The following is a 22,937-nucleotide window of genomic DNA, read 5'->3' on the forward strand; positions in this document are numbered from 1 at the left end:
GACCTCTAGTTGTCTCCGGACTCCTTCCGCCACGTCTGGAAGTTCCAGCCGTTGAAGAACTCCTCTTCCGGCCCCTTCACGGACGGGCTGTAGCCCGTGATGGAGGTGCCAAGCGAGAGCATACCCATGGGTTGGTCCTTCGAGAGCTTCCCGAAGAGTTCGCCGAGAACCTCCTTGCGTTCCTCGTCGGAGGACGCGGTGCGAGCGTCCTCGTAGAGCGTCTCGAGGTCGTAGCTCGGGTAGTAGCCGGTCGCGTTGAACGCGGCGTCCTTCAGGAAGAACACGTCGCTGCTCGTCGGCGTCATCGGGTACGTGTTCAGGCCGTAGATGAGGCCCATGTCCCAGGACTTCTTGCTCGTGACCTTGTCACGCGGGCCGTAGTTGTTCGCGCCCGCGCTCCACTCGAGCTCGTCGGGGTTCTCGGGCTCCTGCTGGCGGAAGTAGTCGGTGACGAACTTCAGACCGCCGATGGATTCGATGTTCACCTTGATGCCCGCGTTCTTGCCGAACTCCTGCTGGATGAACTGCGCGGTGGACTTCTCGATGGCCTGCCCGCTCTGGTACATCAGCTTGAGTTCGACCTGGTCGCCGTTCCCGTCGACGAGCTTGTCGCCGTCGTACGAGTAGTTCGTCCCGGAGAGCGCGTCCTTCATCCGGCTCTGCGTCGCCTCTTTCCCGTAGAGGTCGCCGACGCCGTACTTGTCGACAGTGTCGTCGTTGTACCACGGCGACCACTGCGGCTGCCACGTGAACTGCGGGTTGGCGTAGTCGCGCTGCACGCCCTTGACGTACTTCTGCTTGTCAATCGCGCACCCGAGCGCCTGCCGGACACCCTGCTTGCGGAACGGCTTCCAGCCGTTCGCACGCATGTTGTAGAAGATCGGGCGGTTGTACGGCTGCGGGGCGACGTTCAGGTTGACGTTCTCGTTCCCTTCGAGGTTGACGGCCTGGCTCGGTTCGAGGCCGACCTCGTCGCCGTCGCCGGTCTTGAGCGAGCCGACGCGCGCCGCCGGCTCCTTGATGATCTGGGTCTCGATGCGCTCGAAGTACGGCGCCTTCTCGAAGAGCTTCGGGAGGTCGTCGGCTTCGCGAGCGTAGTAGTCCTCGTTGCGCGTGAACGTCAGCTTGCTCTGGCGCTCCCAGTTCTCGAGCTTGTACGGCCCGAGGTTCCCGGTGTACGAGAGGTCGATGAGCTCCTGGTTCTCCTTGAGGCCCTGGACGTCCTCCTCGTCGACGAACGGCTTGATGAGGTCCTTGGGGACGACCTGCATCTCCCACGTCACGGGTTTCTTCGGGAACAGCGGGTCGGGTTCCTCCAGTTTGATGTCGAACTGGTACTTGCCGTTCTTCTCCACCGTGATGGGTTCCCCGTTCCGGTACCAGTCGGAGCTGGCCGAGGTCCCCGACCATTCGGTCTGGTGGAGGTTCTTGATCATGTACACGTAGTCCTCGGCGGTCAGCTGCCCGTAGGGCTCGGACCACTGGAGGTTCTCGCGGAGCTTCGCGGACCAGACGCGGTTGTCGTCGCTCGTGAGCTCGAACAGTTGCGGGAACTGGACCTGCCCGGGCTTGAACCCGTAGGACGGGTCGATGGTGTTCGTGATGAGGGCGCCCGCGGTCGCCTCGGAGTTGTACATCGAGTTCAGCGTCGTGATCGTCGAGGAGATGATGTCCGTGTACGTGCCCCCGACCTCGGGGAGTTCCTCGACCTGCGTGGTGGGTTCCTGCGTGCCCGTGCTGAACCCTTGGTCCTCTTCGGTCGTCGAGGCGCTCGTCTCCGTGGGGTCGGGTCCGGACGCACACCCGGCGAGTCCGGCGGCGCCGGCGATCCCCATCACCTGGAGCCAGCGGCGTCGGCTCGTCGTTTGTTCACCAGTCATTTGGAACGCGTTGTCAGACGGCATAGCTCATACTTTTACCTTACATATTTAATTCTTGCTTTAGGCAAACCGATTACTTACTCACAGACGGCTCCATCACGACCACATACACGAACCGAACTGAAAGCCCGAAAAACCACGATAGAGCACCCTAGAAGCTGTTTCTCGGTTCGAGAGTCGAGGTTCGTGCTCGGAGCGGGCCGTCCGGGTAGTGCGGCCCGGCCAGCGCCGGTAGTGCGCCCCGGCCCCTCGGTCGGCGGCGCATGCGCGTTCGCGGCCGGTCGAGTGCGCGCGAGCACGGTCCCTGCGTCCCCTCGCCCTGTTCCGCCACGTTAATACTTGATGGCCATCACCGTTGACTCGACAGATGCCTGACCCGGCACAGCTCCGCGATAGCACGCAGATCGTGATGGAACGCGACGCGCTCGCCGGGCTCGACGCGGCCGTCGACGAGCGGTTCATGGTCACCATCGCGCCGGTGAACGAGGAGTACTGTCGCATCGTCGGGTCGCCGGCCGTCATCAAGGACGTCACCGGCTTTCTCGCCCGTAACGGGCTCGCCGTCGACTGAGCCGCGACGCCGACGGCGACCCGTACGTAGCGCTACGACGTCTGTCCCGGGAACACGCACTGGTCCGGCCAGCGCGCGCTGACGCGGTCGAGAACTCGGTCGTCAGGCGTGACGGTCGCGGACGGCGTCGAGCGCGGCGAGGGTGCCGTCGGCGTGCGCGGCGTCGAGGACGGTGGTGGCGGCGGCGCGCGCGGCGTCGTCGGCGTTCGCGACCGCGTAGCTCTCGTCGACGCGTTCGAACGTCGAGACGTCGTTCTCGCTGTCGCCGACCGCGACGAACGCGCTCGGGTCGCGGTCGAGCGCGCCCGCGACCCGCTCCAGTGCGAGGCCCTTGGAGACGTCGTGGGGCTTCAGGTGGTACGCGTAGCCGGTGTCGACGAACGCGAGGTCGTGCGCCGCGGCGAGGTCGCGGAGCGGGTCCGCGGGGACGTCCCGGCGGACGGCGAGTTCGGTCTCGCGCCAGCGGTTCACGAGGTCCGCGACGCCCCAGCCGAGGTCGTGCCCGGCGTCCCTGATGGCGGCGGCGACGTCGTCGATGCGGTCGCCGGCGTCGTGCACGTGGACGTCGTCGTGCGCGACGGCGACGCCGCCGTTCTCGGCGACGACGAGGTGCTCGATGTCGAGGAAGTCACAGAGCGCGATCGGGTACGGGAACGCCTTCCCGGTGGCGAGGACGACGGGCGCGGGCCAGTCGTGGACGGGGTCGAAGACGCGCGGGTCGATGCCGTGCCCGCTCGGGCGGGTGAGCGTGCCGTCGATGTCGAGGACGAGCGGCGGCAGGTCGCTCACGGTACCGCGGGCGTCGTCGCGCTGGCGGTCGCTCACGGTACCGCGGGCGTCGTCGCGCTGGCGGTCGGTCATGTCACTCCGTCGGGCCGCCGCGCAGGTAACTCTTTCACGACGGGACCGCCGCTTGGCGTTCGAGTACGCACGAAAGAAGGAACCGGATCGTCGTGGTGGGCATCCGCGGGAGCGCGCGAGCATCCGCGGAGGCGCGTCGGTGTGGCTGCGAGCACCCGGTTGGTGTCGCTGCGAGCACGACGAGGCGTCGCGGTGCGACGCCGGGGCGCGGTAGGGTGCGACGCCGGGTGTGGCGGCGTCGCGCGAGACGCGTGGGCGGCGTGATGCGACGCACTCGTGCGAGCGCGCCGTGAGACGCTGTGGTGGTGGTGGTGGCGTGCTATGGGCACGCCGCCCTCGGGCGTCGGTCGGCCCGCGCGAACGACCGCGTGCGTTCGCCGGGCCAGGGATCGTTACGCGAGCTTCATAGGTAGCCCGCGGTCGGGATGACGCCGGCGATGGCGAGGACGCCCACGATGAGCATCACAAGTGCAATTGCCATCGCGGGCGGGTCGACGTGCGTCCCGGAGTGCGAGTAGAACACGCGCTGGGTCGCCTCGCCCGCGAGCCCGCTGACCATCCCGAGGACGCCCGCGGCGATGAGGACGACGGGGTCGCTCCCGACGGTCTCCGCGGCGACGACCGCACCGACCGACCCGAGGAGGGTGATGTGGTGCGTGACGGGGATCTTCTCCACGCCGAGCTGGAGGAACAGCAGGCTGATCGCGGAGATGGCGTACCCGAGGAAGATGCTCCCCGTGCGGAGCCAGAGGTAGCCGCCGAGGACGCCGCCGACGAGACCGATGGCGGCGACGCCACTCCACTTGTACTGGTGGGGGAGCCACGGTTCGGTCGCGAGCCGTCCGGCGTGCTCCTGGGTGCCGCCGTCGGCGGCCATGTGCGGTTCCTCGCGCTCGAACGGCGTCATGTCGAAGAAGCCTTTGCCCTGTGCCTTCCCGACGATCGGGTACCCGAAGACGACGCGGGCGAGGAACGCCGAGGCGACGACGGTCACGGCGATGGAGTCGGTGAGGCCGAAGCCACCGAACGCGAAGATGCCGGCGAAGATCCGGTTGAACAGCATCCCGAACACGCCGAAGATGGCGCCGACGGCGAGGATGTCGGGCTTCGTGCCGAACGCGTACAGGATGTTCTTCCCGAAGTGGTAGTCCCAGTCGTCGGGCTCCATCTCGGGGTACTTCTTCCCGGCGTACGCGGAGGCGGCGACACCGCCCGCGAACGCGACGTGCGGGCCGGTGACCATCCCGAACCCGATGACACCCGTGATACCGGTCGCGAGTTCACCGGCACCGACGTCGCCGACCGCCCCGCCGACGTTGTTCCGGAGGATGGCGAGGCCTTCGCCGAGGAACACGACGAACCCCGTGAAGATGAACGCCGGGAGTGCGCCGATGGCGGCGCCGAACGCGCCGCCGGCGAGCGCGGCGATGAGGAGCACGACGAGTTCGGTGACTGTCGCGTCGATGACCGGGAGTTGGAGGAGGATCGATTGCATCGGTCAGTCACCTCCTTCGTCGTCGCGCGCCCAGTCGAGCGACCGCTCGACGGCGTCGTCCCAGCGCGCGTACATCTTGTCGGCCTTCGAACCGTCCATCTCGGCCTCGAACTCGCGGTCTATCTGCCAGTTCTCGCGGAGCTCGTCGACGCTGTCCCAGTAGCCGACGGCGAGCCCGGCGGCGTACGCGCTCCCGAGCGCGGTCGTCTCGTCGACCTCCGGCCGGACGATGTCCGTCTGGATGATGTCGGACTGGAGCTGACAGAGGAAGTTGTTCTTGACCGCGCCGCCGTCGACGCGCAGGCTCGTCGTCTCGATCCCGGAGTCCGCCTCCATCGCCTCCGCGAGGTCGCGAGTCTGGTACGCGATGCTCTCGAGCGTCGCCCGGACGAGGTGCTCCTTGCGCGTCCCGCGGGTCATCCCGACGATGGTCCCGCGAGCGCGACCGTCCCAGTGCGGGGCGCCGAGGCCGGTGAACGCCGGGACCATGTAGACGCCGTCGGTCGAGTCGACCGACCGCGCGAGTTCCGCGGTCTGGGCGGCGTTGTTGATGAGGTCGATGTCTTCGAGGAATTCGATCGCCGCGCCGGCGACGAAGATGGAACCTTCGAGGGCGTACTGGACGGGTTCGCCGGACAGCTGGAATCCGACGGTCGTGAGCAGGCCGTTGTCGGACGCGACGGCCTCCTCGCCGGTGTTCATCAGGTAGAACGCGCCGGTGCCGTACGTGTTCTTCGCGTCGCCCTTGTCGAAGCACGTCTGGCCGAACATCGCGGCCTGCTGGTCGCCGAGCGCGCCGGCGACCGGGACTGCTTCGCCGAGGAACCCGTCGGGGTCCGTGTGTCCGTAGTACTCCTCGTCGGAGGACGGACGGACCTCGGGCACCATCTCCGCGGGGACGTCGAACTCCTCGAGGAGTTCGTGGTCCCACTCCATGTCCCGGATGTTGTACAGCATCGTCCGGGAGGCGTTACTGACGTCCGTGATGTGGTTGCCCGTGAGGTTGTAGATGAGCCACGCGTCGATCGTGCCCATCAGGAGTTCGCCGTCGACCGCGCGGTCGCGGAGGTCGCGGGAACGGGAGCTCTCCATCTTGAGCGGTTCAGCGTTGTCGAGTATCCACTCGGTCTTCGTCGCGGAGAAGTACGCGTCGCACTCCAGTCCGGTTTTCTCGCGGATCTCCTCGACCTTGCCCGCGTCCTGGAGTTCCTCGACGCGGTCGGTCGTCCGCCGGTCCTGCCACACGAGGGCGTTGTGGACGGGGCGTCCGGAGTCCTTGTCCCAGACGACCGTCGTCTCGCGCTGGTTCGTGATGCCGAGCGCTTCGAGCTGGCTCGCTTCGAGGCCGGCGTCCGAGAGGCCCTCGAGGACGACGTTCTTGGTGTTCTCCCAGATCTCGATCGGGTCGTGCTCGACCCAGCCGGGTTCGGGGTAGATCTGTTCGTGCTTCTCGTACGCGTTGGCGACGACCTGGCCGGCGTGGTCGAAGACCATGAATCGCGTGCCGGTCGTTCCCTGGTCGATGGCGCCTACGTAGGTTTTGTCTGTCATCGTTGTGACCCTGTGAGCCACGGCCCTGCCCCATGCCTTCGCGTGCTGGTCGCGCTCCGCGACCAGCGCACTGTTACTGGTGGTGCCGTGTTAGGAGTAAACAACTGGGACTATCGTGATAAACGTTACCCAACGGGTAATGCTACGGCCTACCCCGGCCAAACGCTCCCAGAAGGAACCAAATGGTTTCTAATCTCTTCAGAACCCATATTTCCGCCCGGCGGATTTTGACCTATCGTTAGCGACAGTTCCACGTGTGCGGCAGTATTTTCCGCGAGTTACTGGAGGCCCGCCGGCGTCGATAAAGTCAAGTGGCGACGGACCGAGGTTGGAGACGAACGGATGTCACGTGATACCGAGGTTCTCGTGCTCGGCGGCGGGTCGACCGGGGCGGGCGTCGCGCGCGACCTGGCGCGTCGCGGCGTCGACGTCACGCTCGTCGAACAGGGCAACCTCACACACGGAACGACCGGTCGCATGCACGGGCTGCTCCACTCCGGCGGCCGGTACGCCGTCTCCGACCAGGCGAGTGCGAGCGAGTGCATCGAGGAGAACCGGGTCCTCAGGGACATCGCGAGTCACTGCGTCGAGGAGACCGGCGGCCTGTTCGCCAAGCGCCCCGAGGACGACGAGTCGTACTTCGAGGAGAAGCTCCAGGGGTGTCGCGAGTGCGGTATCCCCGCGGAGGTCCTCACGGGGCGCGAGGCGCGCGAGGTCGAACCGTACCTCTCCGAGGACGTCGACAAGGCCATCTCGGTGCCCGACGGCGCGGTCGACCCGTTCCGGCTGGTCGTCGCGAACGCGGTCGACGCGGAGAACCACGGTGCGCGCATCGAGACGCACACCGAGGTCGTGGACGTCCTCGTCGAGGGCGGTGACGGCGGCGGTTCGGCGGGGTCGTCGGGCGAGCGCGACGTCGTCGGCGTCGAGGTCCAGCACCACGCGGGCTCCGGGTCTCGCGTGCACGGCGTGGCGGGCGAACGCGAGGAGATAACGGCGGAGTACGTCGTGAACGCCACCGGGGCGTGGGCGGGCCAGATAGGCGACATGGCGGGCGTGGACGTCGCCGTTCGGCCGTCGAAGGGCGTGATGACGGTGATGAACGTCCGCCAGGTCGACACGGTCGTGAACCGGTGTCGGCCGAAGGGCGACGCGGACATCGTCGTCCCCCACGAGACCACGGCCATCCTCGGGACGACCGACGAGGAGGTGAGCGACCCCGCGGACTACCCCGAGGATGGCTGGGAGGTCGACCTCGTCATCGACCAGCTCACCGAACTCGTCCCCATCCTCGCCGACGCACGCACGATCCGGTCGTTCTGGGGCGTGCGGCCGCTGTACGAGCCGCCGGACGTCGGGAGCCAGGACCCGACGGACATCACGCGCGACTACTTCCTGCTCGACCACGAGGAGCGCGACGGCCTGCGCGGGATGTCGAGCATCGTCGGCGGGAAGTTCACGACGTACCGGATGATGGCCGAGGAGATCAGCGACCACGTCTGCGACCAGCTCGGCGTCCGTGGGCGGTGTACGACCGCCGAGGAGGCGCTCCCGGGGAGCGAGCATCCCGCCAGGCTCGACGCGGCGATGGACGACTTCGGGCTGCGGTCGCCGGTCGCGCGCCGGAGCGGCCAGCGCCTCGGCTCCAGAGCCGAGGACGTCCTCGACACCGACGGCCCGAACCCGGTCGTCTGCGAGTGCGAGGCCGTCACGCGCGCGGAGGTGAGTGACGCTATCGCGCAGTCGGGGAGCGACCTGAACGCGGTCCGCATCCGGACGCGGGCGTCGATGGGGAACTGCCAGGGCGGGATGTGCTGTCATCGGATGGCGAACGTCCTCAGCGCGGACTACCCGGAAGCGACGACGCGGGGCGCGTGGGACGAACTCGTCGACGAGCGCTGGAAGGGCCACCGGCACGCGCTCTGGGGCGAACAGCTCTCGCAGGCCGCGCTGAACACGTTCCTGCACGCGACGACGATGAACCGCGACCACGACCCCGCGGGCCGCCACCCGACGGGTAACCAGGGCGAAGCGCCCGGCGACGACGCCACGGAAACGGGGGCCAGGGCGGTCGACGTGGACTTCGCGGCGTTCGACGCGGGCGCGGCGACCGACGGTGGCCGCGAGTTGGACGGAGGTGCCTGAGTCGTGGCGATACGCGACGACGTCCTCGTCGTCGGCGGCGGCCTCGCGGGCATGACCGCGGCACTGGCGGCCGCTCGCGAGGGCGCGAGCGTGCGCGTGGTCACGGACTCGGAGAGCACGCTCCAGCAGGCGAGCGGCCTCGTCGACGTCCTCGGGTACCCGAACCCACACGACGCACGCGACGGGGACAGGGACGGGGACGGCGGCGACGCGGGCGACGGTTCGTCCGCGCCGCCGGTCGCGAACCCGTTCGACGCCATCGACTCGCTCCCCGAGGACCACCCCTATCAGCTCGTGGGCGTGGACGCGCTCCGCGGCGGGCTCGCCATCTTCGACGACGCGACCGGCGACCTCTACCGGGGCGGGCACACCGAGCGGAACGCGCTCGTCCCCACCGTCGGCGGGACGGTGAAGCCGACCGCACGGTATCCCGCGAGCGTCGCGCCCGGGCTGGCGAGCGACGACCGAACCACCCTCCTCGTCGGGTTCGACGGCGACACCGACGTGGACGCCCCCAACGTCGCGGCGCACCTGCGCGCGGTCGGCGTGCCCTTCGACGTCGGCGGCGTCACCGTCGAGTTCCCCGGCGACCCCGACGGCACCGACCAGCAGACCAGGCTCGCGCACGCGCTCGACACCGACGAGGACGGCGTCCGCCGCCGCCTCGCCGAACGCGTGAAGCGCTCGCTGAAGCGCGCCGACGACGTCTTCGGTGACGCGAGCGACACCGACGAGGGCGCGGCCACAGGCAGTGCGGTCGCGGGCTTCGGCGACGTCGAGCGCGTCGGCCTCCCCGCCGTACTGGGCCGGGACCGCCCGCGCCAGGTCCGCGACGCGCTCGCCGAGCACCTCGACGCGGCCGTCTTCGAACTCCCGCCCGCGCCACCGAGCCTTCCCGGAGTTCGCCTCCGGTACCGACTCCGGGACGCGCTCCGCGACGCCGGCGTCGCCGTCACCACCGGGAACCCCGTCGTCGACCACGACGTCGAACCCGGCGCGGGCGACGGCGGCGACGCCGGCAAGAACGCCGCGCCGCGCATCACGACCATCTACGCGGACCGGAACGGGACGAGGACGCCGTACGAGCCGGAGGCGGTCGTGCTCGCGACCGGCGGGCTCGTCGGCGGCGGCATCGACAGCGAGCGCGACGCCGTGTACGAGCCCGTGTTCGACTGTCCCGTTTCCCACCCCGAGGACCGCTACGACTGGAGCGACGCGGACGCGTTCGGCTCGCACGCGTTCGCTCGCTTCGGCGTCCGCATCGACGCCGACGGCCGCGTGCTCGACGCCGACGGCGACCCGCTGTACGCGAACCTCACCGCCGCAGGCGGCGTCGTCGGCGGCTACGACGCGGCCGCGGAGAAGTCCGCGAGCGGCGTCAGTCTCGCGACCGGGTACGTCGCCGGCCGCACCGCCAGCGCGGACGCATCGAGCAGCCATCCGACGCCGACCGACGTGACCGCAGACCGATGACAGACGAACCACAGCCACACGACGACCAGGACGTACAGGGCGGCGACCACGCGTGCAGCGGGTGCGGGCCGACGGACGCAGCCGGTGACACCGCGAAGACCGACGGCGGCACCGCGGTCGACGACGCGGGCGGTGGCGCAGCGACCGACGGCGGCACGGCAGTCGATTCCGGTGACGGATTCGAACCCATCCAGGTGTTCCCGGAGGCCGAGGACGCCGACCTCCGGCCGGGCTCGGACGACTGCTACAAGTGCTCGACGTGCGACACCACGTGTCCGGTCGCCGAGGTCGACGAGGACTTCCCCGGTCCGAAGTTCCAGGGGCCAGAGCAGTGGCGGCTCAAGCGCAGCGACGACCAGGACATCGACGACTCCATCTCGAAGTGCTCGAACTGCATGCGGTGTGATAGCGCGTGCCCGAGCGACGTGCCGCTCAGTCAGATGCACAACACCGCTCGCGCGCAGTACGTCGACGAGCAGATGGACAAGACGAGCCTGAAGTACTGGCGGAACCGGCTGCTCGCGAACTACGGGACGATGGCGCGACTCGGCTCCACGTTCCCGCGACTCACGAACGCCGTCATGGGGAACTCGCTCGTCCAACAGGTCAACGAGAAACTGCTCGGCATCACCGCCGAACGCGAGTTCCCCGAGTTCGCGACCGAGACGTTCCGGTCGTGGTACGCGAAACGCGGCGGTGAAGCCACGAGCGTCGAGAACGCCCGGCGCGCACGCCAGCGCCGCGACGAGGACGTCGACGCGGACAAGCGCGTCGCGTACTTCCACGGCGACTACGCGAACCACAACACGCCCGAGGTCGCGAAGGCGCTCGTCCACGTCTTCGAGTCCTTCGGGTACGCCGTCCTCGTCCCCGAGCAGCGCTGCTCGGGGACGCCGATGTTCGCGAACGGGATGCTCGAGGACGCGCGCCGCGCTGCGAAGGTGAACGTCGGAAGTTTCTCCGAGCTCGTCGAGGACGGCGTCGACGTCGTCTGCTCGTGTACGAGCTGCTCGATGGCACTCCGCCAGGAGTACCCCGAGCTCTTCTCGATACCGGGGACCGCGAAGGTCGCGGCGAACACGTACGACGCCGTCGAGTACCTCCGCATCAACGAGGACCTCGACGGCGAACTCGCCGCCGCCGAGACGACGACCGACGACCTCGGCGTCGACTCGTTCGCGTACCACGCGCCCTGTCACGCCCGCAACCAGGGCCTGGACGGCCAGACCGTCGAACTCCTCTCCCAGCTCGACGACGTCGACGCCGAGGACGTCGGCGACTCCTGCTCGGGGATCTCCGGCACGTACGGCTGGAAGACCGAGCACTACGAAACCTCCATGAAGATCGGCGACGAGATGTTCGAGCACATGGAGGACGCGGACGCGACGACGGGCATGACCGAGTGCCCGACGTGCGCGATGCAGATGGAGCACGGCACCGGCTACGAGATAGAACACCCGCTACAGGTCCTCGAGGCCGCGCTCGTCGACGGCGCAACGACCGAGGACGAGGCGGCGTAACTGGGGGTCGTTCGCGTTGAACGTCCGCGACAGGATCGCGCGTCGTCGCCGCCAGAACACCCCCGGCAGTGGCGTCCTCGTCGACCCGATCGAGCTCGCACCGATCACGCATCCCGACGAACCGGTCGGTCGCGGGCCGACGATCGAACGCTTGCTGGACGCGCTCGACCCCGTGTTCGACGACGAACCACCGGCCGCTGCAGCGGTCTGTGGCCCGTCGGGCAGCGGGAAGACCGCCATCGTTCGGTCGTTGTTCGGCGCGCTCGACACCGTCCTCGGCCGTCGCGGCCAAGCGATCGGAACGACGACGCGCGCGAGCACACCGCTCGACGTCCGGTTCGTCGTCGTCGACGGCAGGTACGCCGACAGCGAGTTCCAGGCGTACCGGCAACTGCTCGCCGCACTCACCGACGAAGCAGTGCCCGAGGGCGGCGTGAGCACGGACGCGCTCCACGACCGCCTCGTCGAGACCGTCGACCGGCACGACGCGGTCGTCGTCGCCGTCGACCACGTCGACGAACCAGGGACGCTCGACGCCGGCGTCGTCGCGAGCCTCGCGGACGAGGCCGCGTTCGTCCCGTGGTACGTCACGCGCGACCCGCTCGACGCCCGCCAGCTCGCGCCCGGAACGCCGCCCGCGACGACCGTCCGCTTCGACCCGTACCGAACGCACACGCTCGTCGAGGTCGTCACCGAGCGCGCGTCCCGCGGGCTCGCCCCGAACGCCCTCGACCACGAGAACGCACGCACGGTCGCCAGGTACGCAGACGGGAACGCTCACGACGCGCTCGCACTCCTCTACGACGCCGCGTCGCGCGCAGACGCGGTCGACGCCGGCCGCGTCCAATCGCACCACGTCGAAGCCGCCGTCGCCGCGTACCCCAGCGACCCGGTCTCGGTCGCTCGTGCGCTCGCCGAACCGGCGAACCACCAGCGCGTCCTCGCCGCACTCGTCGCACTCGACGCCGAGAGCCCGACGCTCCCCGCCGCCGCCGAGGCCATCGCCGCACGCACCGACCTCACCGAGAGCACCGTCACGCGATTCCTCTACGAACTCGCGAACGTCGGCCTGCTCGCCCGCACCCCCGACGACGACGGCTCCAGTACGGTCAGCCCGCGGTTCCCGCCTGAACTCTTCGCCGCCCTCCACACCGCGACGTAGCCGTCAGTCGTCAACCCGCGGACTCGCCCGGTTGACAGTAGACAGCGCGCTGACAGCCCCCGAGCGTTTTATCCACGCGGCCCCGAAAGGATGACCCGATACGCGGTGGGTGGAGCATGGAGATAGCGTTCCGACCGACAACCGACCCGCCGGGGCTCGAGATAATCGACCCCGTCGAACAGCGACATCTCCGCATCAACACCCCCGAACCCGTCGACCCGGCCGCCGTGTCGACGGACGCCTTCCGGTTCCCCGTCGACGCCGCCGTCGAGATCGAGATCGGTTCGCTTCGCTTCGAGCAACGCGAAGACGTACACGTTCACGACGCCGACGGGAACGTCGTCGCCGACCTCCAGGCGGACTCCAACGTCCAGATCGACACCGGCGGCTCGTACGAGATCGGCGTCCACAGCTCGATCAAGGTGTACTGTCGGGTCGACGCGCCGTTCACCATCGACCAGGGCATCGATAACTTCGAGATCTCCTTCCCGGGCACGCGACGGATCGTCGTCGGCGCACGCACGCTCCACGAGCGCCCCGCCGGCACCATCGTCACGACGCCCGACGAACGCGGGATCGCGGACGCGATCTCGCTGTTCTCGTCCGCGTTGAAGACGACGTCGCCCGAGCGGTCGTTCCCGACGCTCCGCGGTCACCCGCCGCTCGTCGAACTCGGTGACGAGTTCCACGTCCCCGACCAGATCGAGGCGACGGAGAGCGACGTCACCATCGAGGTCCCCGAGACGTTCCGGCACGTGCTCACGGTCGCGCCGCTCTCGTACTATCTGGCCGCGGACATCGAGTTCGCGGACGCTCCACGAATCGTCACCGACGACGGGTTCGTGCAGGACCTCGGCACAGAGCAGGCGTTCGAGGACGCGGTTGCGCGCACGCTCAAACAACAGTTCCTCCTCGACTGCGTCGTTCGAACCGAAGGCCTGTTCCCGGCGGAACTCCACGAACGCAAGGCGCTCGAACCCGAGCTCCCGTTCGACCTCGCGGACACGTACGAACGATCCGTCGGCGATCGCCTCGAACGGTACGCCGCGGTACCCTTCGACGTCGTCGAACCGCAGTTGCCGCGCTGGCCGCTCACCGCACACCTCCCGGGGGACGGCGAGGCGGCGACGTTCCTCCCGTTCGTGGTCGGCGACATGGGCGTCGTCCGCGAGGCCACCGGTGACGTACGGTCGGTGTCAGCGTCGACTACAGCTGACGACGAGGACGTCCTGAGCGGTGCAGGGATCTCGAACGCCAGTGACAGCGAGGAAGCCGGGGTCGAGAGCGACCTGTCGTTGACGTTCGTCGAACCGCATCATACCGGCGAGAGCCTGGAACACGCGTGGTTCGGCAACCACATCCCGCAGGGCGCGTCGATGCCGACGATGGCAGCGTTCGAGAACCAGCTCGACCGGGAGGAACGTGGCGAGTCGATCGACATCGCGGTCATCTGCAACGACCCGCACATGATCGACGAACAGACCAGCTTGGAGAACGCGTACGGCGACCGCGACGAACTTCCCTACGACGTCACGACGAAGTTCGGGCTTTCGACGGACGCGCTCGCAACCTTCCTCGTGGAGGAGAGCGTCGACTTCCTGCACTACATCGGGCACGCCGAACGCGACGGACTCCGCTGTATCGACGGGAAGCTCGACGTCCGCGAAATCGAGACGGTGAACGTCCAGACGTTCCTCCTGAACGCGTGCCAATCCCAGGCCCAGGCGATGGCGCTCGTCGAACGCGGTGCGTTCGGTGGCGTCGGCACGCTCGGGGACGTGGTCAACGACTACGCGATCGAGATCGGGAAGATGTTCGCACACCTCCTCAACCTGGGGTTCCCGCTCCGGTCGGCGATCGACATCGTCTCGAAGACGTCCACCATCGGGCAGCAGTACCTCGTCGTCGGCGACGGCTCGGTCGACATGGTGCAGAGCACGGGTGGGAGTCCGTTCGTCTGTGAGGTCACGGGCGAGGGACGGTTCGAACGAGACGTCAGCTTCGACGTCTACCCGACGAACTACAATCCGCTGGGGTCACAGGCGAACGTGACCTTGGAGTCGGTGACCGACGCGTACATCGTCCCGGCGCAGACGGACACCTACTCGGTTCCGTTCGACGAACTCCGGGAGTTCCTCGCATGGATGACCTATCCGGTCATCGTGAACGGCGAGTGGCGTTTGAATAATCAGTTCGGTCAGGCCGACATCGACTGACTCACCACCGCCTGCACCCATCAGTGTGCGGGGTCGCGTCGTCGGTTCGGACACTGACCGTCGTATCGTTCGTGTTCAGTTCAGGGTCCGGAGGTGACGGTCGTGCCGCCCGTCGGGTCGAATCCACCGCCGAAGTCCGCGAGCCCGCCACCCATCGCACCGAGGCCGGCGACGACCACCATCGTCGCGAGCGTCGTCGCGAACTGCGGGTTGTTCTGTGCCCACCGTCGTGCTGTCTCCATTAGGGACATCGTGGTAACCCTTATCGTGCCGACTATTATGAAAGTATTCTTTGTTTTCCTACATCTACTGCATTCATACTGCCGTAACTATTACTAATCACCCATACTCTCAGGCCATTTCACAGGCATTAGCTTACGATTACGACCAGTTTGCTGACCACATCCATTCAGATACTCACGAGAAAAATCCAGTTCAGGCACTGATACATTCCAGTTCGAGACCAGAGCGACCAACGCGCCACCCCAGACCAGACGACACCGACGGGAACACCACCCCCAGCCCAGGCACCCCCAGCGCCGACCACCCCACGTCGAGAACACGCCGGCACCACACGAGAACGCTCACAAACGACACCATCACCGTCGACGAACAGCCGACTCCACTCGAAACGAAACGACCAGCCAAAAACGAAACCGCTCGAGACCTCAGGCGACTCGTGCCGGAGCGCCAACGAACTGCGACCCCACCACGGCCGACGCGGACTCGCTTCCACTGGCACTCGAGTCCTCGTCGTCCGACTCATCGCCCGCAGCCGCCGTCGACGCGTTCGAACCACCCGACGCATCCACCGTGATGGACTCGCCGTCGAGCACCGCCGACTCCGGCACCGCCACCGTCGTGATGCCACCGTTCTCGACGTTCAGCGTGTACACGCCATCGGCCTCGATAGCCGAATCAGTCCCGCCCTGGCTCGGCGACACCGCGTCGTTCGTCGCGTACGGCACCGTCACCGCGAACTCGCCGTCCTCGTTCGCCTGCGCCGTCTGCTCGTACGTGAAGTTCGTCCCGGTCTGCGTGTTGTTCAACGTCAACGACACCGTGACGTTCGCGCCCGGCGACGCCGACCCCGTGAGTTCGGCGCCTTCCACGCGCTCGAACGTCTTCACGGACGTCGCCTGCCGGACGTCGTGCACCACGAAGTCCTGGCGCTGCTGGAGCAGGAAGAAGTTCTGGATCGAGCGGTTCCCGCCCAGGTTCCCGATGGACGACAGGAACGGCTGCTGCATCACCTGCCCCGTCTGCGGGTTCAAGCGACTGTACGTGACGAGGAGCTTGCGCTGCTGGGAGGAGTGCACGAGCCGATAGTGCTCGAGGCCGTCCGCGTCGTCCCAGTACAGCTTCGCGAGCATCGTCTCCTCGTACCGGTCACTGAACGTCTGGTACGGTACCGTGAGGTTCTGCCCGCCCAGCGACGCGTTCTGGTTCTGCCGCGCGAAGTACTCGCCAGCCGGCGGGCCACTCCACGTCGCGATGGCGCCGAACTTCCGCGTCGCCATCTGGTAGTCGATCGTGACGTACCGCGTGTCCTCCGCGCGCTGCTGGTCGGTCTGCTCCGCGATCATGTCGCGGTAATCCGACGTCGTGTAGTTGTCGATGTTCCCCTCGCGCGGACTCAGCGACGGGAGCGCCTCCAACAGCAGGTTCGCCTTCGTCTCGTTCTCGTAGAGGAAGTACCGCGACGCGGTACGCGCCCCAGCCTGGAACGGGTTCGCGTGCGGGATGCGGTCACCGCGGACCGTGATCCAGTGGCCGTAGTCCCACCAGGACATGATGCCGTACGCACTCTCTGGGTACTCGAAGTCCTCGGTCTTCTCGTACGTCCCGTACTTCTCCATGCCCTCGATCTCGGGCGTGCCGTTCTGCATCCAGTCCGTCGTCGAATCCCACGACGTCACCGTCCGCGGCGCCGGGCCGGTGCCCTGCGCCCCACCCGTGACCTGCGCGTGGACGTTCGAACTGGTCATCGCGATCGCGCCGATGGGTGCGATCGGCGCGATGACGAGGACGATCGCGGCGAGCACCACCGAGACGTGATAGAACTGGATGTCCTCGAGGTCGAACGACGAGTCGATGTTCACGACCCCGAGGAGTTCACCGACGAAGTACGCGTTCAGGACCGCCACCGGCAGCACGAGGTAGTAGTTGAAGCGCTGCTGGGTGAGCGTCATCATGAACACGAACACCGTCCAGACCGCGACGAACACGTACTCGGCGCGGAGGCGTTCGGTGACCGCGCGGTACGTGAGCGCGAGCAGGCCCGCGATGCCCGTGATGTACGTGAGACCGTACAGGAGGACGAGCGTGCGGTTCAATCGCTGGAGGTAGTTCGGCCCCATCTCGACGAGCGCCTGCGCCTCACCGATGGTGAGGACGGTGTCGCTCTGGCCGAGCGTGAGGACGCGCTCCAGGTTGTTCTGGATGCTCCCCCACGCTTCGGGGAGGACGAAACTGAAGGCGACGGCGCCGACGAGCGCGATGGACAGCGCGGAGAACGGGAACAGGACCCGCGAGAACCCGCTTCCCTCCCACTGGCGTGCGAGCCAGACGAGGAACGCGCAACCGGCGGCGACCGCGAGCGTCAGGATGACGTGCAGGAGCGAGATGGCGCTCGCGGAGAACCCGAACTCGTCGAGTCGAACGAGCGAGAAGACGGCGACGGTCGTCATCGCGACGACGCCGACGTACGCGATGTGGTCCGGGCTACTCCCAGTCGCGTACTTCGCGCCGAGTGCGAGCAGGAAGAACGTCCCGATGATACCGACGAGGACGATAGCGGGCGGCCACACCCAGACGTACAGCGAGATGGCGACGCCCGCAGCGACGCTGTACAGCGTCGGCGTGCGGAGCGCGTCCCAGTCGCGGTCGACGACGAGCTCGTAGATCGGTTTCTCTGTCTCCGCCACGTTCAACGCGACCATGAACGCGAGGACGCTGATGGCGTGGAAGAGCACCTCCGCGGCGTGGTGGTCGGAGAACCCGGCGATGGTTCGTGCGAGGAACGTCCCCGGAAGGAGGGCGAGGACGGCGACGCCGAACAGCGCGCCGAACCGACCGGTGAGTCGGCGCGCGATGAAGTACGTCGGGACGGCGACGGCCGCGCCGATGACCGCGGGCGCGTACAGGAGCGTCGTCGCGATCTGGCGCTGACTCGGGTCGCCGAGGCCGACGACGAGCGCGGCCGTGGCGACGAGCTGGTCGTAGAGCGTCCCGAACTGCGAGTTCGAGACGCCGTACGGGAACTGCGTCCACGGGTCGAACGGCATCGTGGACGGCCAGTTCTTGACGGCGTACGTCGTTTCCCGGAGGTGATACCAGGCGTCGTTCCCGCTGAAGTAGACGCCGTCCGGCCTGATGAAGTTGTCAGCCGGGAGGATACGCAGCCACAGCATGAACCCGACGAGGGCGGCGAGCACGGGGACGTGGTAGTACTCCCTGAAGAGGTCCACCACGGACTGGCCCTCGATGAGGTCCTGACTGGTCTCGGTCTCGCTACTCATTGGGCGTGCATCGCCGGGAAACGCGCATAAGCCTTGTCAATTGCCTCGGCGTTTGACGCCGAGGCTTGCCAGTGGACTCCGGTTCAAACCACCACGAGGCGGCAGGTTTGGGTCATCCATTCACCTTCAGCACCCCTGACTTAAGGGCTAATTGACATGTAGCCCGTCCAGCACCAGACTTGAGCCAGCGCTGAACGAGCCGCTGCCCGATATTCCGAGCGGCGTTGTAGTCGCTATGTAGCTTTTTTCCGCACTTTACGCACTCGAACTCGTCACCGATACGGTTGTCTTCGTGCACGAATCCACACTCGGTGTGACTACACCGCTGGCTCGTGTACGCAGGCGAGACGTCCTCGACCCCGATACCGTATTCCTCGGCCTTGTATTCCGCGTAGCGTTTGAGCTTCCTGAAAGACCACTGCTGGAACTTGCTTGCGGCCGAAATCCGGTCTCTGATGTGCTCTAGATTCTCGAATGCGATAGCCGTACACTCATGCGCGACGGCTTCCCGGACGACTGCTTTCGAGACGCGATGGATGTAGTCGTTACTCCATCGAGCGAACCGATCGCCAATTGATTGGATCGTGAGGTGCGCCGAACGAGTGCCAGTCTGCTGGAGTCCCCTGCGACGGTGCTCGTACGCGTCACGGCGGTGGTTGAGGTAGTCCGCGTTGCCGAGGAACGCCCCCGTACTCGTGACGGCGAGGTATCCGTCTACGTTGAGGTCGACGCCGAGAACCACCCCGTTCCCAGCGTCGTCCCTGCAGGATGCAGGCTCAGCCGCTTTCTTCACCGCCACGTGCAGGTAGTACGTGCCGTCTCGTTTGTGCAACGTTGCTTCAGCTTTCTCCCACTCGTCAGTCCAGTAGTCCTCGAACGGTGTGCCCTCATTCTCGACGGGTGTGACGAGTCCGGCGGTTACGCGCTCGCCAGTGGTAGCGAGCGTCACCGACTCATCGTCGTACGTGATGGTACGTCCGTTGTAAACGACGACCGTACCGTCGAACTCGGGCTTGCTGGTGGCATCGCCATCGAGCAGACGGTCTTGACAGTTCGAGAGCGCGTTAGCAGCGAGGTCTCGAGCGGATTGAACGAGACTGGATTGGAGGGAAAGCGAGTCACGAATCTCGGCGTAGGTCTCGGCGTGGAGTTCGGTTTTCGTGGTCGTCATCCGAGATGGTTCGTCGTCCCATCCGTGGTCAGCGACGCGCTGGGCAGCGGTTCGGAACTGTTCGAACGTCTCGTCGAGGACCGGGTGATCGGCCTCTCGCACGTCGAGTTTGATCTGGATGTTCCGAACGATTTCCACATCGAACCATCCTTCCCCCTGATATTTAAATAAGGCATTTCTTGCGAGTTCGATATCGGACCTGCTCGATGTCCCGCCGTCTTCGTCGACGGCGTTGGGTGATCGTGACGACGAGGGACGAGGTGAGTCGACGACGGACGAGGCGAGCGGCGGTGACGAGGGGATGACAAGCGATTCGGCCGCGTTCGGTCAGCGGACGTCGGCGAGGATGTCGTCGGCGACGTGGCGGGCGTCGATGCGGATGCGTTCGCTGAGGGCGAGGAGGACGGCGAAGTACGTCGTTGCGCCGATCGCGAGGACGAACCCGAGGCGGAGTGCGCCGTGGGCGGCGCCGAGCGCGTCGACGAGGACGGCGACGACGCCGGTCATGACGAGGGCGGCGAGGAGTTCCGCGCCGACGTCGCGGAGCGCGCCGAGGGGGACGCGTTCGTCGAGGAGGACGAGGTTCGCGGCGACGCTCACGCCGAACGCGAGGACGGTGGCGATGGCGACGCCCCACGCGTCGTACGCTATCGTGAGGGGGACGGCGGTGACGGCGTAGACGGTGACGAGGACGACGCCGCTGGCGGCGTACAGGCGTGGGTTGCCGGTTCCGAGCGAGAAGCGTTCGAGGCTCGTGCGGTAGCCGTTCAGGAGGTTCGCGACCGCGAGCAGGGGGACGAGCGCGTTCGCGAGGCCGACGACGCCGAGGAGCGGGAGCGTGGTGGTGCCGGGGTTCTCGCCGTACAGCGTCAGGAGGAGGTCGTTGCCGACGACGGCGCCGCCGGCGGCGACGGGGATGGCGACGAGGCCGCCGTACGTGAAGAGTGCGGCGAACAGTCGCGCGACCTCGGCGTCGTCGCCGGTTTCGGTGAGTTCGGAGAGCTTCGGGAACGACACCTTCGAGAGCGCGGACGCGAACAGCGTCGACGCCTCGGTTATCTGGAAGGCGTTCTTGTAGACGCCGGTCGGGCCGGCGCCCGCGAACGTCCCGAGGATGACGTAGTCGGCGTGCTTGAACAGCTGGTCGGCGACCACCTGGACGTACGCGTACTTCGAGTACCCGAGGAAGTCCCTGACGACGTCGAGCGTGGGGAGGTTCGGGACGACGCGCGCGTACCCGAGGTAGGAGGCGAGGAACGTGAGCGTCTGGCCGGCGACGAGGCCGTACACGAGGCCGTGGACGCCGTAGCCGTCGAGGACGAGTGCGACCTGGATGGGGACGACGACGGCGTGCCGGCCGCTGTCGAGCGCGCCGGCGAGCGCGACGCGCTGCTTGCCTTCGAGGAACGCGCCGGAGAGGCGGAACAGCCCCCAGGAGAGCACGCCGGCGGGGACGAGGAGCGCGACGTCGACGCCGACGACCGCGTTGATGGGGCCACGGAGCGCGACGGTGACTGCGGCGACGGCGGCGGTGCCGGCGCCGACGAGGAGCGCGCCGGTGGTGAAGTACGCCGCCTGGTCGCGGCCCTCGCTCACGCGCTTGGTGAGGACCGCGAAGACGCCGAACGTCGCGAGGCTCCCCGCGACCATCTGGAGGCTCACGAAGACGGCGTACGTGCCGACGCCCGCGAACCCGAGTTCGCGCGTGAAGTAGAGCGTGCCGAGGAAGCCGGCGACGGTGCCGAGGACGTTCGTGAGGAAGCGCTTCGAGGTCTCGACCCCGACCGCCATCACTCGAGGTAGCCGAGTTCTCGCAACCGGTCCTTGACCTCGTCCTCCTGTTCCTCGCCGTCGACGCCGCCCTCGGTGATCGCGTCCTCGCCGACGAACGCGTACGTCTCTGGGTCACGGGTCGCCGGTTCGCTGTCGGGCGCGAACACGTCGAGGACGTCGCCCGTCATCGTCTCCGGGAGCCGGTAGTCGAGCGCGTGCAGGACCGTCGGCGCGATGTCAGTGATGTGCGCGTCCTCGACGTCGCCGTCGCGGAACGACGGCCCGCGAGCGAGGAGGATGCCGTTCCGGGCGTGCCCGCTCGTGTCGACGTCGACGAGGTCGGCGTCGACGTCGAACCGCGAGGTGACGTGGACTTCGGGCGTCTCCACGATCATCGCGAGGTCCGGCGTGTGGTCGCCGCCGCGGCCGAGGTCCTCGAAGCGGACGTCGATACCGGCGTCGGCGGCCGCATCCGCGAGCGCGGTTCGGGCGCGGTCGCAGGCGTCGGCGGCCTCGTCGGCGTCGTCGGCGAGCGCGTACACGAGCGCCGTCTTCTGGGCCTGGTCGACGACGACCTCGGTCCCGTCCCAGTCGATCCGACCCATGCTGATGGCGTTGTCCAGCCCGAGATTGTCGCCGGTCGGGAGTCCCGCGACCGTGCTCGCCGGGACGACCTTCCGCGCGAACGTCAACAGGCCGAGTTTCCCGAGGACGTCGCTCGCGACGTCCCGGAGCGACCCGAGTGCGGCCTGCGTCGAGTCACCCGACTCGTTCAGGGTCACGAGGCCCGCGCGTTCGAGGACGCGGTTCGGCGCGAACTGCTCGCGGACCTTCTCGAACCCGTGGTCGCTCATCACGACGACGTCCTCGTCGTCGTGTTCGTCGAGGAACTCGCCGAGGTGCTCGTCGACGCGCTGGTACACCTCGAAGACCGCGTTGTCCGTCGACGCCGGCGGGACGCTCTCCGCGCCCCAGTAGTGGTGCGCGATGCGGTCCGTGCCGCGGATGAGGCCGACGGCGAGGTCGGGGTCCTCCGCCTGGATGAAGTGCTCGAACGCCTCGAAGCGCTTGTCGACGAGGTCGACGCTCGCGTCGACGTACGCTCGCGTCCCCGGCTCCTCGTCGTTCCGGAGCTTGTAGCCGTCGACGAGGTCGACGAGTTCGTCCCAGCGCTCGGGCGGATGCGAGTACTCCTCCTTGTACTCCGGGGCAGCCGCGATGATGGTGCCGTCGATGGCCTGCCACGGGTACGACCCGGGGATGTTGAACACGACCGAGCGTCCGCCCTGGTCGTCGACCGCGTCCCACATCTTCCCGGGGACGAACTCGTCGTGGCTCAGGTCGTTCTCCCGCGTCCGCCGGTTGAAGTGCGAGAACCCGTACATGTCGAGCGTCGTCGGGTCGCGACCGGTCGCGAACGACGGCCACGCTGGCACCGTTATCTCGGGGACCGTGCTCTCCAGGTCGCCGGAGACGGATTCCTCGCGGAGTCGAGCGAAGTTCGGGAGGTGGCCGGCGTCCACCCACGCGTCGACGAGCGTGAACGTCGCGCCGTCGAGTCCGAGGACGATCATGTGCGGGTAGAGGCAGACGCGGCT

15 protein-coding genes are annotated in these 22,937 nt (G+C 67.5%); 6 read left to right on the forward strand and 9 right to left on the reverse strand.

The genetic code is table 11. The features are described 5' to 3' along the window. Positions 1 to 5 precede the first annotated feature (5 nt). Positions 6 to 1,880: an ABC transporter substrate-binding protein gene (locus ACZ48X_RS07490; protein ID WP_336349740.1), complete on the reverse strand. Its 1,875-nt coding sequence runs from the start codon at positions 1,878 to 1,880 to the stop codon at positions 6 to 8. Positions 1,881 to 2,247: 367 nt separating this feature from the next. Here ACZ48X_RS07490 and ACZ48X_RS07495 point away from each other — a divergent pair, with 367 nt between their 5' ends. After that, positions 2,248 to 2,451, forward strand: a complete 204-nt coding sequence (locus tag ACZ48X_RS07495) for a VNG_1110C family protein (RefSeq protein ID WP_336349739.1) — start codon at positions 2,248 to 2,250, stop codon at positions 2,449 to 2,451. A 102-nt stretch (positions 2,452 to 2,553) separates the two neighbouring features. On the opposite strand, the gene ACZ48X_RS07500 is transcribed toward ACZ48X_RS07495, so the two are convergent. From ACZ48X_RS07500 to glpK, 3 genes are all read right to left on the reverse strand, one after another. Beyond that, positions 2,554 to 3,312: an HAD hydrolase family protein gene (locus tag ACZ48X_RS07500; RefSeq protein WP_336349738.1), complete on the reverse strand. Its 759-nt coding sequence runs from the start codon at positions 3,310 to 3,312 to the stop codon at positions 2,554 to 2,556. A gap of 403 nt (positions 3,313 to 3,715) precedes the next feature. Further along, entirely contained in the window at positions 3,716 to 4,807 is a 1,092-nt protein-coding gene (locus tag ACZ48X_RS07505; protein WP_336349737.1) for a DUF7973 family transport facilitator, read from the reverse strand. A 3-nt stretch (positions 4,808 to 4,810) separates the two neighbouring features. After that, a complete protein-coding gene (gene glpK, locus ACZ48X_RS07510) occupies positions 4,811 to 6,358 on the reverse strand; it encodes a glycerol kinase GlpK (protein ID WP_336349736.1) in 1,548 nt (515 codons plus the stop codon). Positions 6,359 to 6,700: 342 nt separating this feature from the next. Here glpK and glpA point away from each other — a divergent pair, with 342 nt between their 5' ends. The 5 genes from glpA to ACZ48X_RS07535 all read left to right on the forward strand — a co-directional run bounded on the left by glpA (position 6,701) and on the right by ACZ48X_RS07535 (position 14,874). After that, a complete protein-coding gene (gene glpA, locus ACZ48X_RS07515; RefSeq protein WP_336349735.1) occupies positions 6,701 to 8,503 on the forward strand; it encodes an anaerobic glycerol-3-phosphate dehydrogenase subunit GlpA in 1,803 nt (600 codons plus the stop codon). Between the two features lie 3 nt (positions 8,504 to 8,506). Continuing rightward, positions 8,507 to 9,976, forward strand: coding sequence for a glycerol-3-phosphate dehydrogenase subunit GlpB (glpB, locus tag ACZ48X_RS07520; protein ID WP_336349734.1), 1,470 nt, complete (start codon positions 8,507 to 8,509; stop codon positions 9,974 to 9,976). Next, positions 9,973 to 11,496, forward strand: coding sequence for an anaerobic glycerol-3-phosphate dehydrogenase subunit C (locus ACZ48X_RS07525; RefSeq protein ID WP_336349733.1), 1,524 nt, complete (start codon positions 9,973 to 9,975; stop codon positions 11,494 to 11,496). Before glpB ends, ACZ48X_RS07525 begins: the two co-directional genes overlap by 4 nt. A gap of 16 nt (positions 11,497 to 11,512) precedes the next feature. Continuing rightward, a complete protein-coding gene (locus ACZ48X_RS07530; protein ID WP_336349732.1) occupies positions 11,513 to 12,658 on the forward strand; it encodes a Cdc6/Cdc18 family protein in 1,146 nt (381 codons plus the stop codon). Between the two features lie 116 nt (positions 12,659 to 12,774). After that, the gene (locus ACZ48X_RS07535; protein WP_336349731.1) at positions 12,775 to 14,874 is read left to right on the forward strand and encodes a hypothetical protein; all 2,100 of its coding nucleotides are present in this window, start codon (positions 12,775 to 12,777) and stop codon (positions 14,872 to 14,874) included. An 80-nt stretch (positions 14,875 to 14,954) separates the two neighbouring features. Here the strand turns inward: ACZ48X_RS07535 and ACZ48X_RS07540 are convergent, their stop codons facing one another. From ACZ48X_RS07540 to ACZ48X_RS07560, 5 genes are all read right to left on the reverse strand, one after another. Further along, positions 14,955 to 15,125, reverse strand: a complete 171-nt coding sequence (locus ACZ48X_RS07540; RefSeq protein ID WP_464379842.1) for a hypothetical protein — start codon at positions 15,123 to 15,125, stop codon at positions 14,955 to 14,957. Between the two features lie 417 nt (positions 15,126 to 15,542). After that, positions 15,543 to 18,395: an oligosaccharyl transferase, archaeosortase A system-associated gene (locus tag ACZ48X_RS07545; RefSeq protein WP_336349729.1), complete on the reverse strand. Its 2,853-nt coding sequence runs from the start codon at positions 18,393 to 18,395 to the stop codon at positions 15,543 to 15,545. Between the two features lie 112 nt (positions 18,396 to 18,507). Then, positions 18,508 to 19,704: an RNA-guided endonuclease InsQ/TnpB family protein gene (locus ACZ48X_RS07550; RefSeq protein ID WP_336349728.1), complete on the reverse strand. Its 1,197-nt coding sequence runs from the start codon at positions 19,702 to 19,704 to the stop codon at positions 18,508 to 18,510. Positions 19,705 to 19,893: 189 nt separating this feature from the next. Further along, positions 19,894 to 21,357: an oligosaccharide flippase family protein gene (locus ACZ48X_RS07555; protein ID WP_336349727.1), complete on the reverse strand. Its 1,464-nt coding sequence runs from the start codon at positions 21,355 to 21,357 to the stop codon at positions 19,894 to 19,896. Continuing rightward, on the reverse strand, positions 21,357 to 22,913 hold the full coding sequence (locus ACZ48X_RS07560; protein ID WP_336349726.1) for an alkaline phosphatase family protein: 1,557 nt from the start codon (positions 22,911 to 22,913) through the stop codon (positions 21,357 to 21,359). The genes ACZ48X_RS07555 and ACZ48X_RS07560 overlap by 1 nt, the downstream gene beginning before the upstream one ends. Between the last annotated feature and the right edge of the window lie 24 nt (positions 22,914 to 22,937).

The organism is Halorubellus litoreus, from assembly GCF_055378595.1.

Bases quoted from the DNA above. Each gene is read 5' to 3' on its own strand.
- ACZ48X_RS07555 (WP_336349727.1), bottom strand. From the start codon at position 21,357: ATGGCGGTCGGGGTCGAGACCTCGAAGCGCTTCCTCACGAACGTCCTC.
- ACZ48X_RS07490 (WP_336349740.1), bottom strand. From the start codon at position 1,880: ATGACTGGTGAACAAACGACGAGCCGACGCCGCTGGCTCCAGGTGATG.
- ACZ48X_RS07495 (WP_336349739.1), top strand. From the start codon at position 2,248: ATGCCTGACCCGGCACAGCTCCGCGATAGCACGCAGATCGTGATGGAA.
- ACZ48X_RS07545 (WP_336349729.1), bottom strand. From the start codon at position 18,395: ATGAGTAGCGAGACCGAGACCAGTCAGGACCTCATCGAGGGCCAGTCC.
- ACZ48X_RS07535 (WP_336349731.1), top strand. From the start codon at position 12,775: ATGGAGATAGCGTTCCGACCGACAACCGACCCGCCGGGGCTCGAGATA.
- ACZ48X_RS07525 (WP_336349733.1), top strand. From the start codon at position 9,973: ATGACAGACGAACCACAGCCACACGACGACCAGGACGTACAGGGCGGC.
- ACZ48X_RS07500 (WP_336349738.1), bottom strand. From the start codon at position 3,312: ATGACCGACCGCCAGCGCGACGACGCCCGCGGTACCGTGAGCGACCGC.
- ACZ48X_RS07505 (WP_336349737.1), bottom strand. From the start codon at position 4,807: ATGCAATCGATCCTCCTCCAACTCCCGGTCATCGACGCGACAGTCACC.
- glpA (WP_336349735.1), top strand. From the start codon at position 6,701: ATGTCACGTGATACCGAGGTTCTCGTGCTCGGCGGCGGGTCGACCGGG.
- glpK (WP_336349736.1), bottom strand. From the start codon at position 6,358: ATGACAGACAAAACCTACGTAGGCGCCATCGACCAGGGAACGACCGGC.
- ACZ48X_RS07560 (WP_336349726.1), bottom strand. From the start codon at position 22,913: ATGATCGTCCTCGGACTCGACGGCGCGACGTTCACGCTCGTCGACGCG.
- ACZ48X_RS07540 (WP_464379842.1), bottom strand. From the start codon at position 15,125: ATGTCCCTAATGGAGACAGCACGACGGTGGGCACAGAACAACCCGCAG.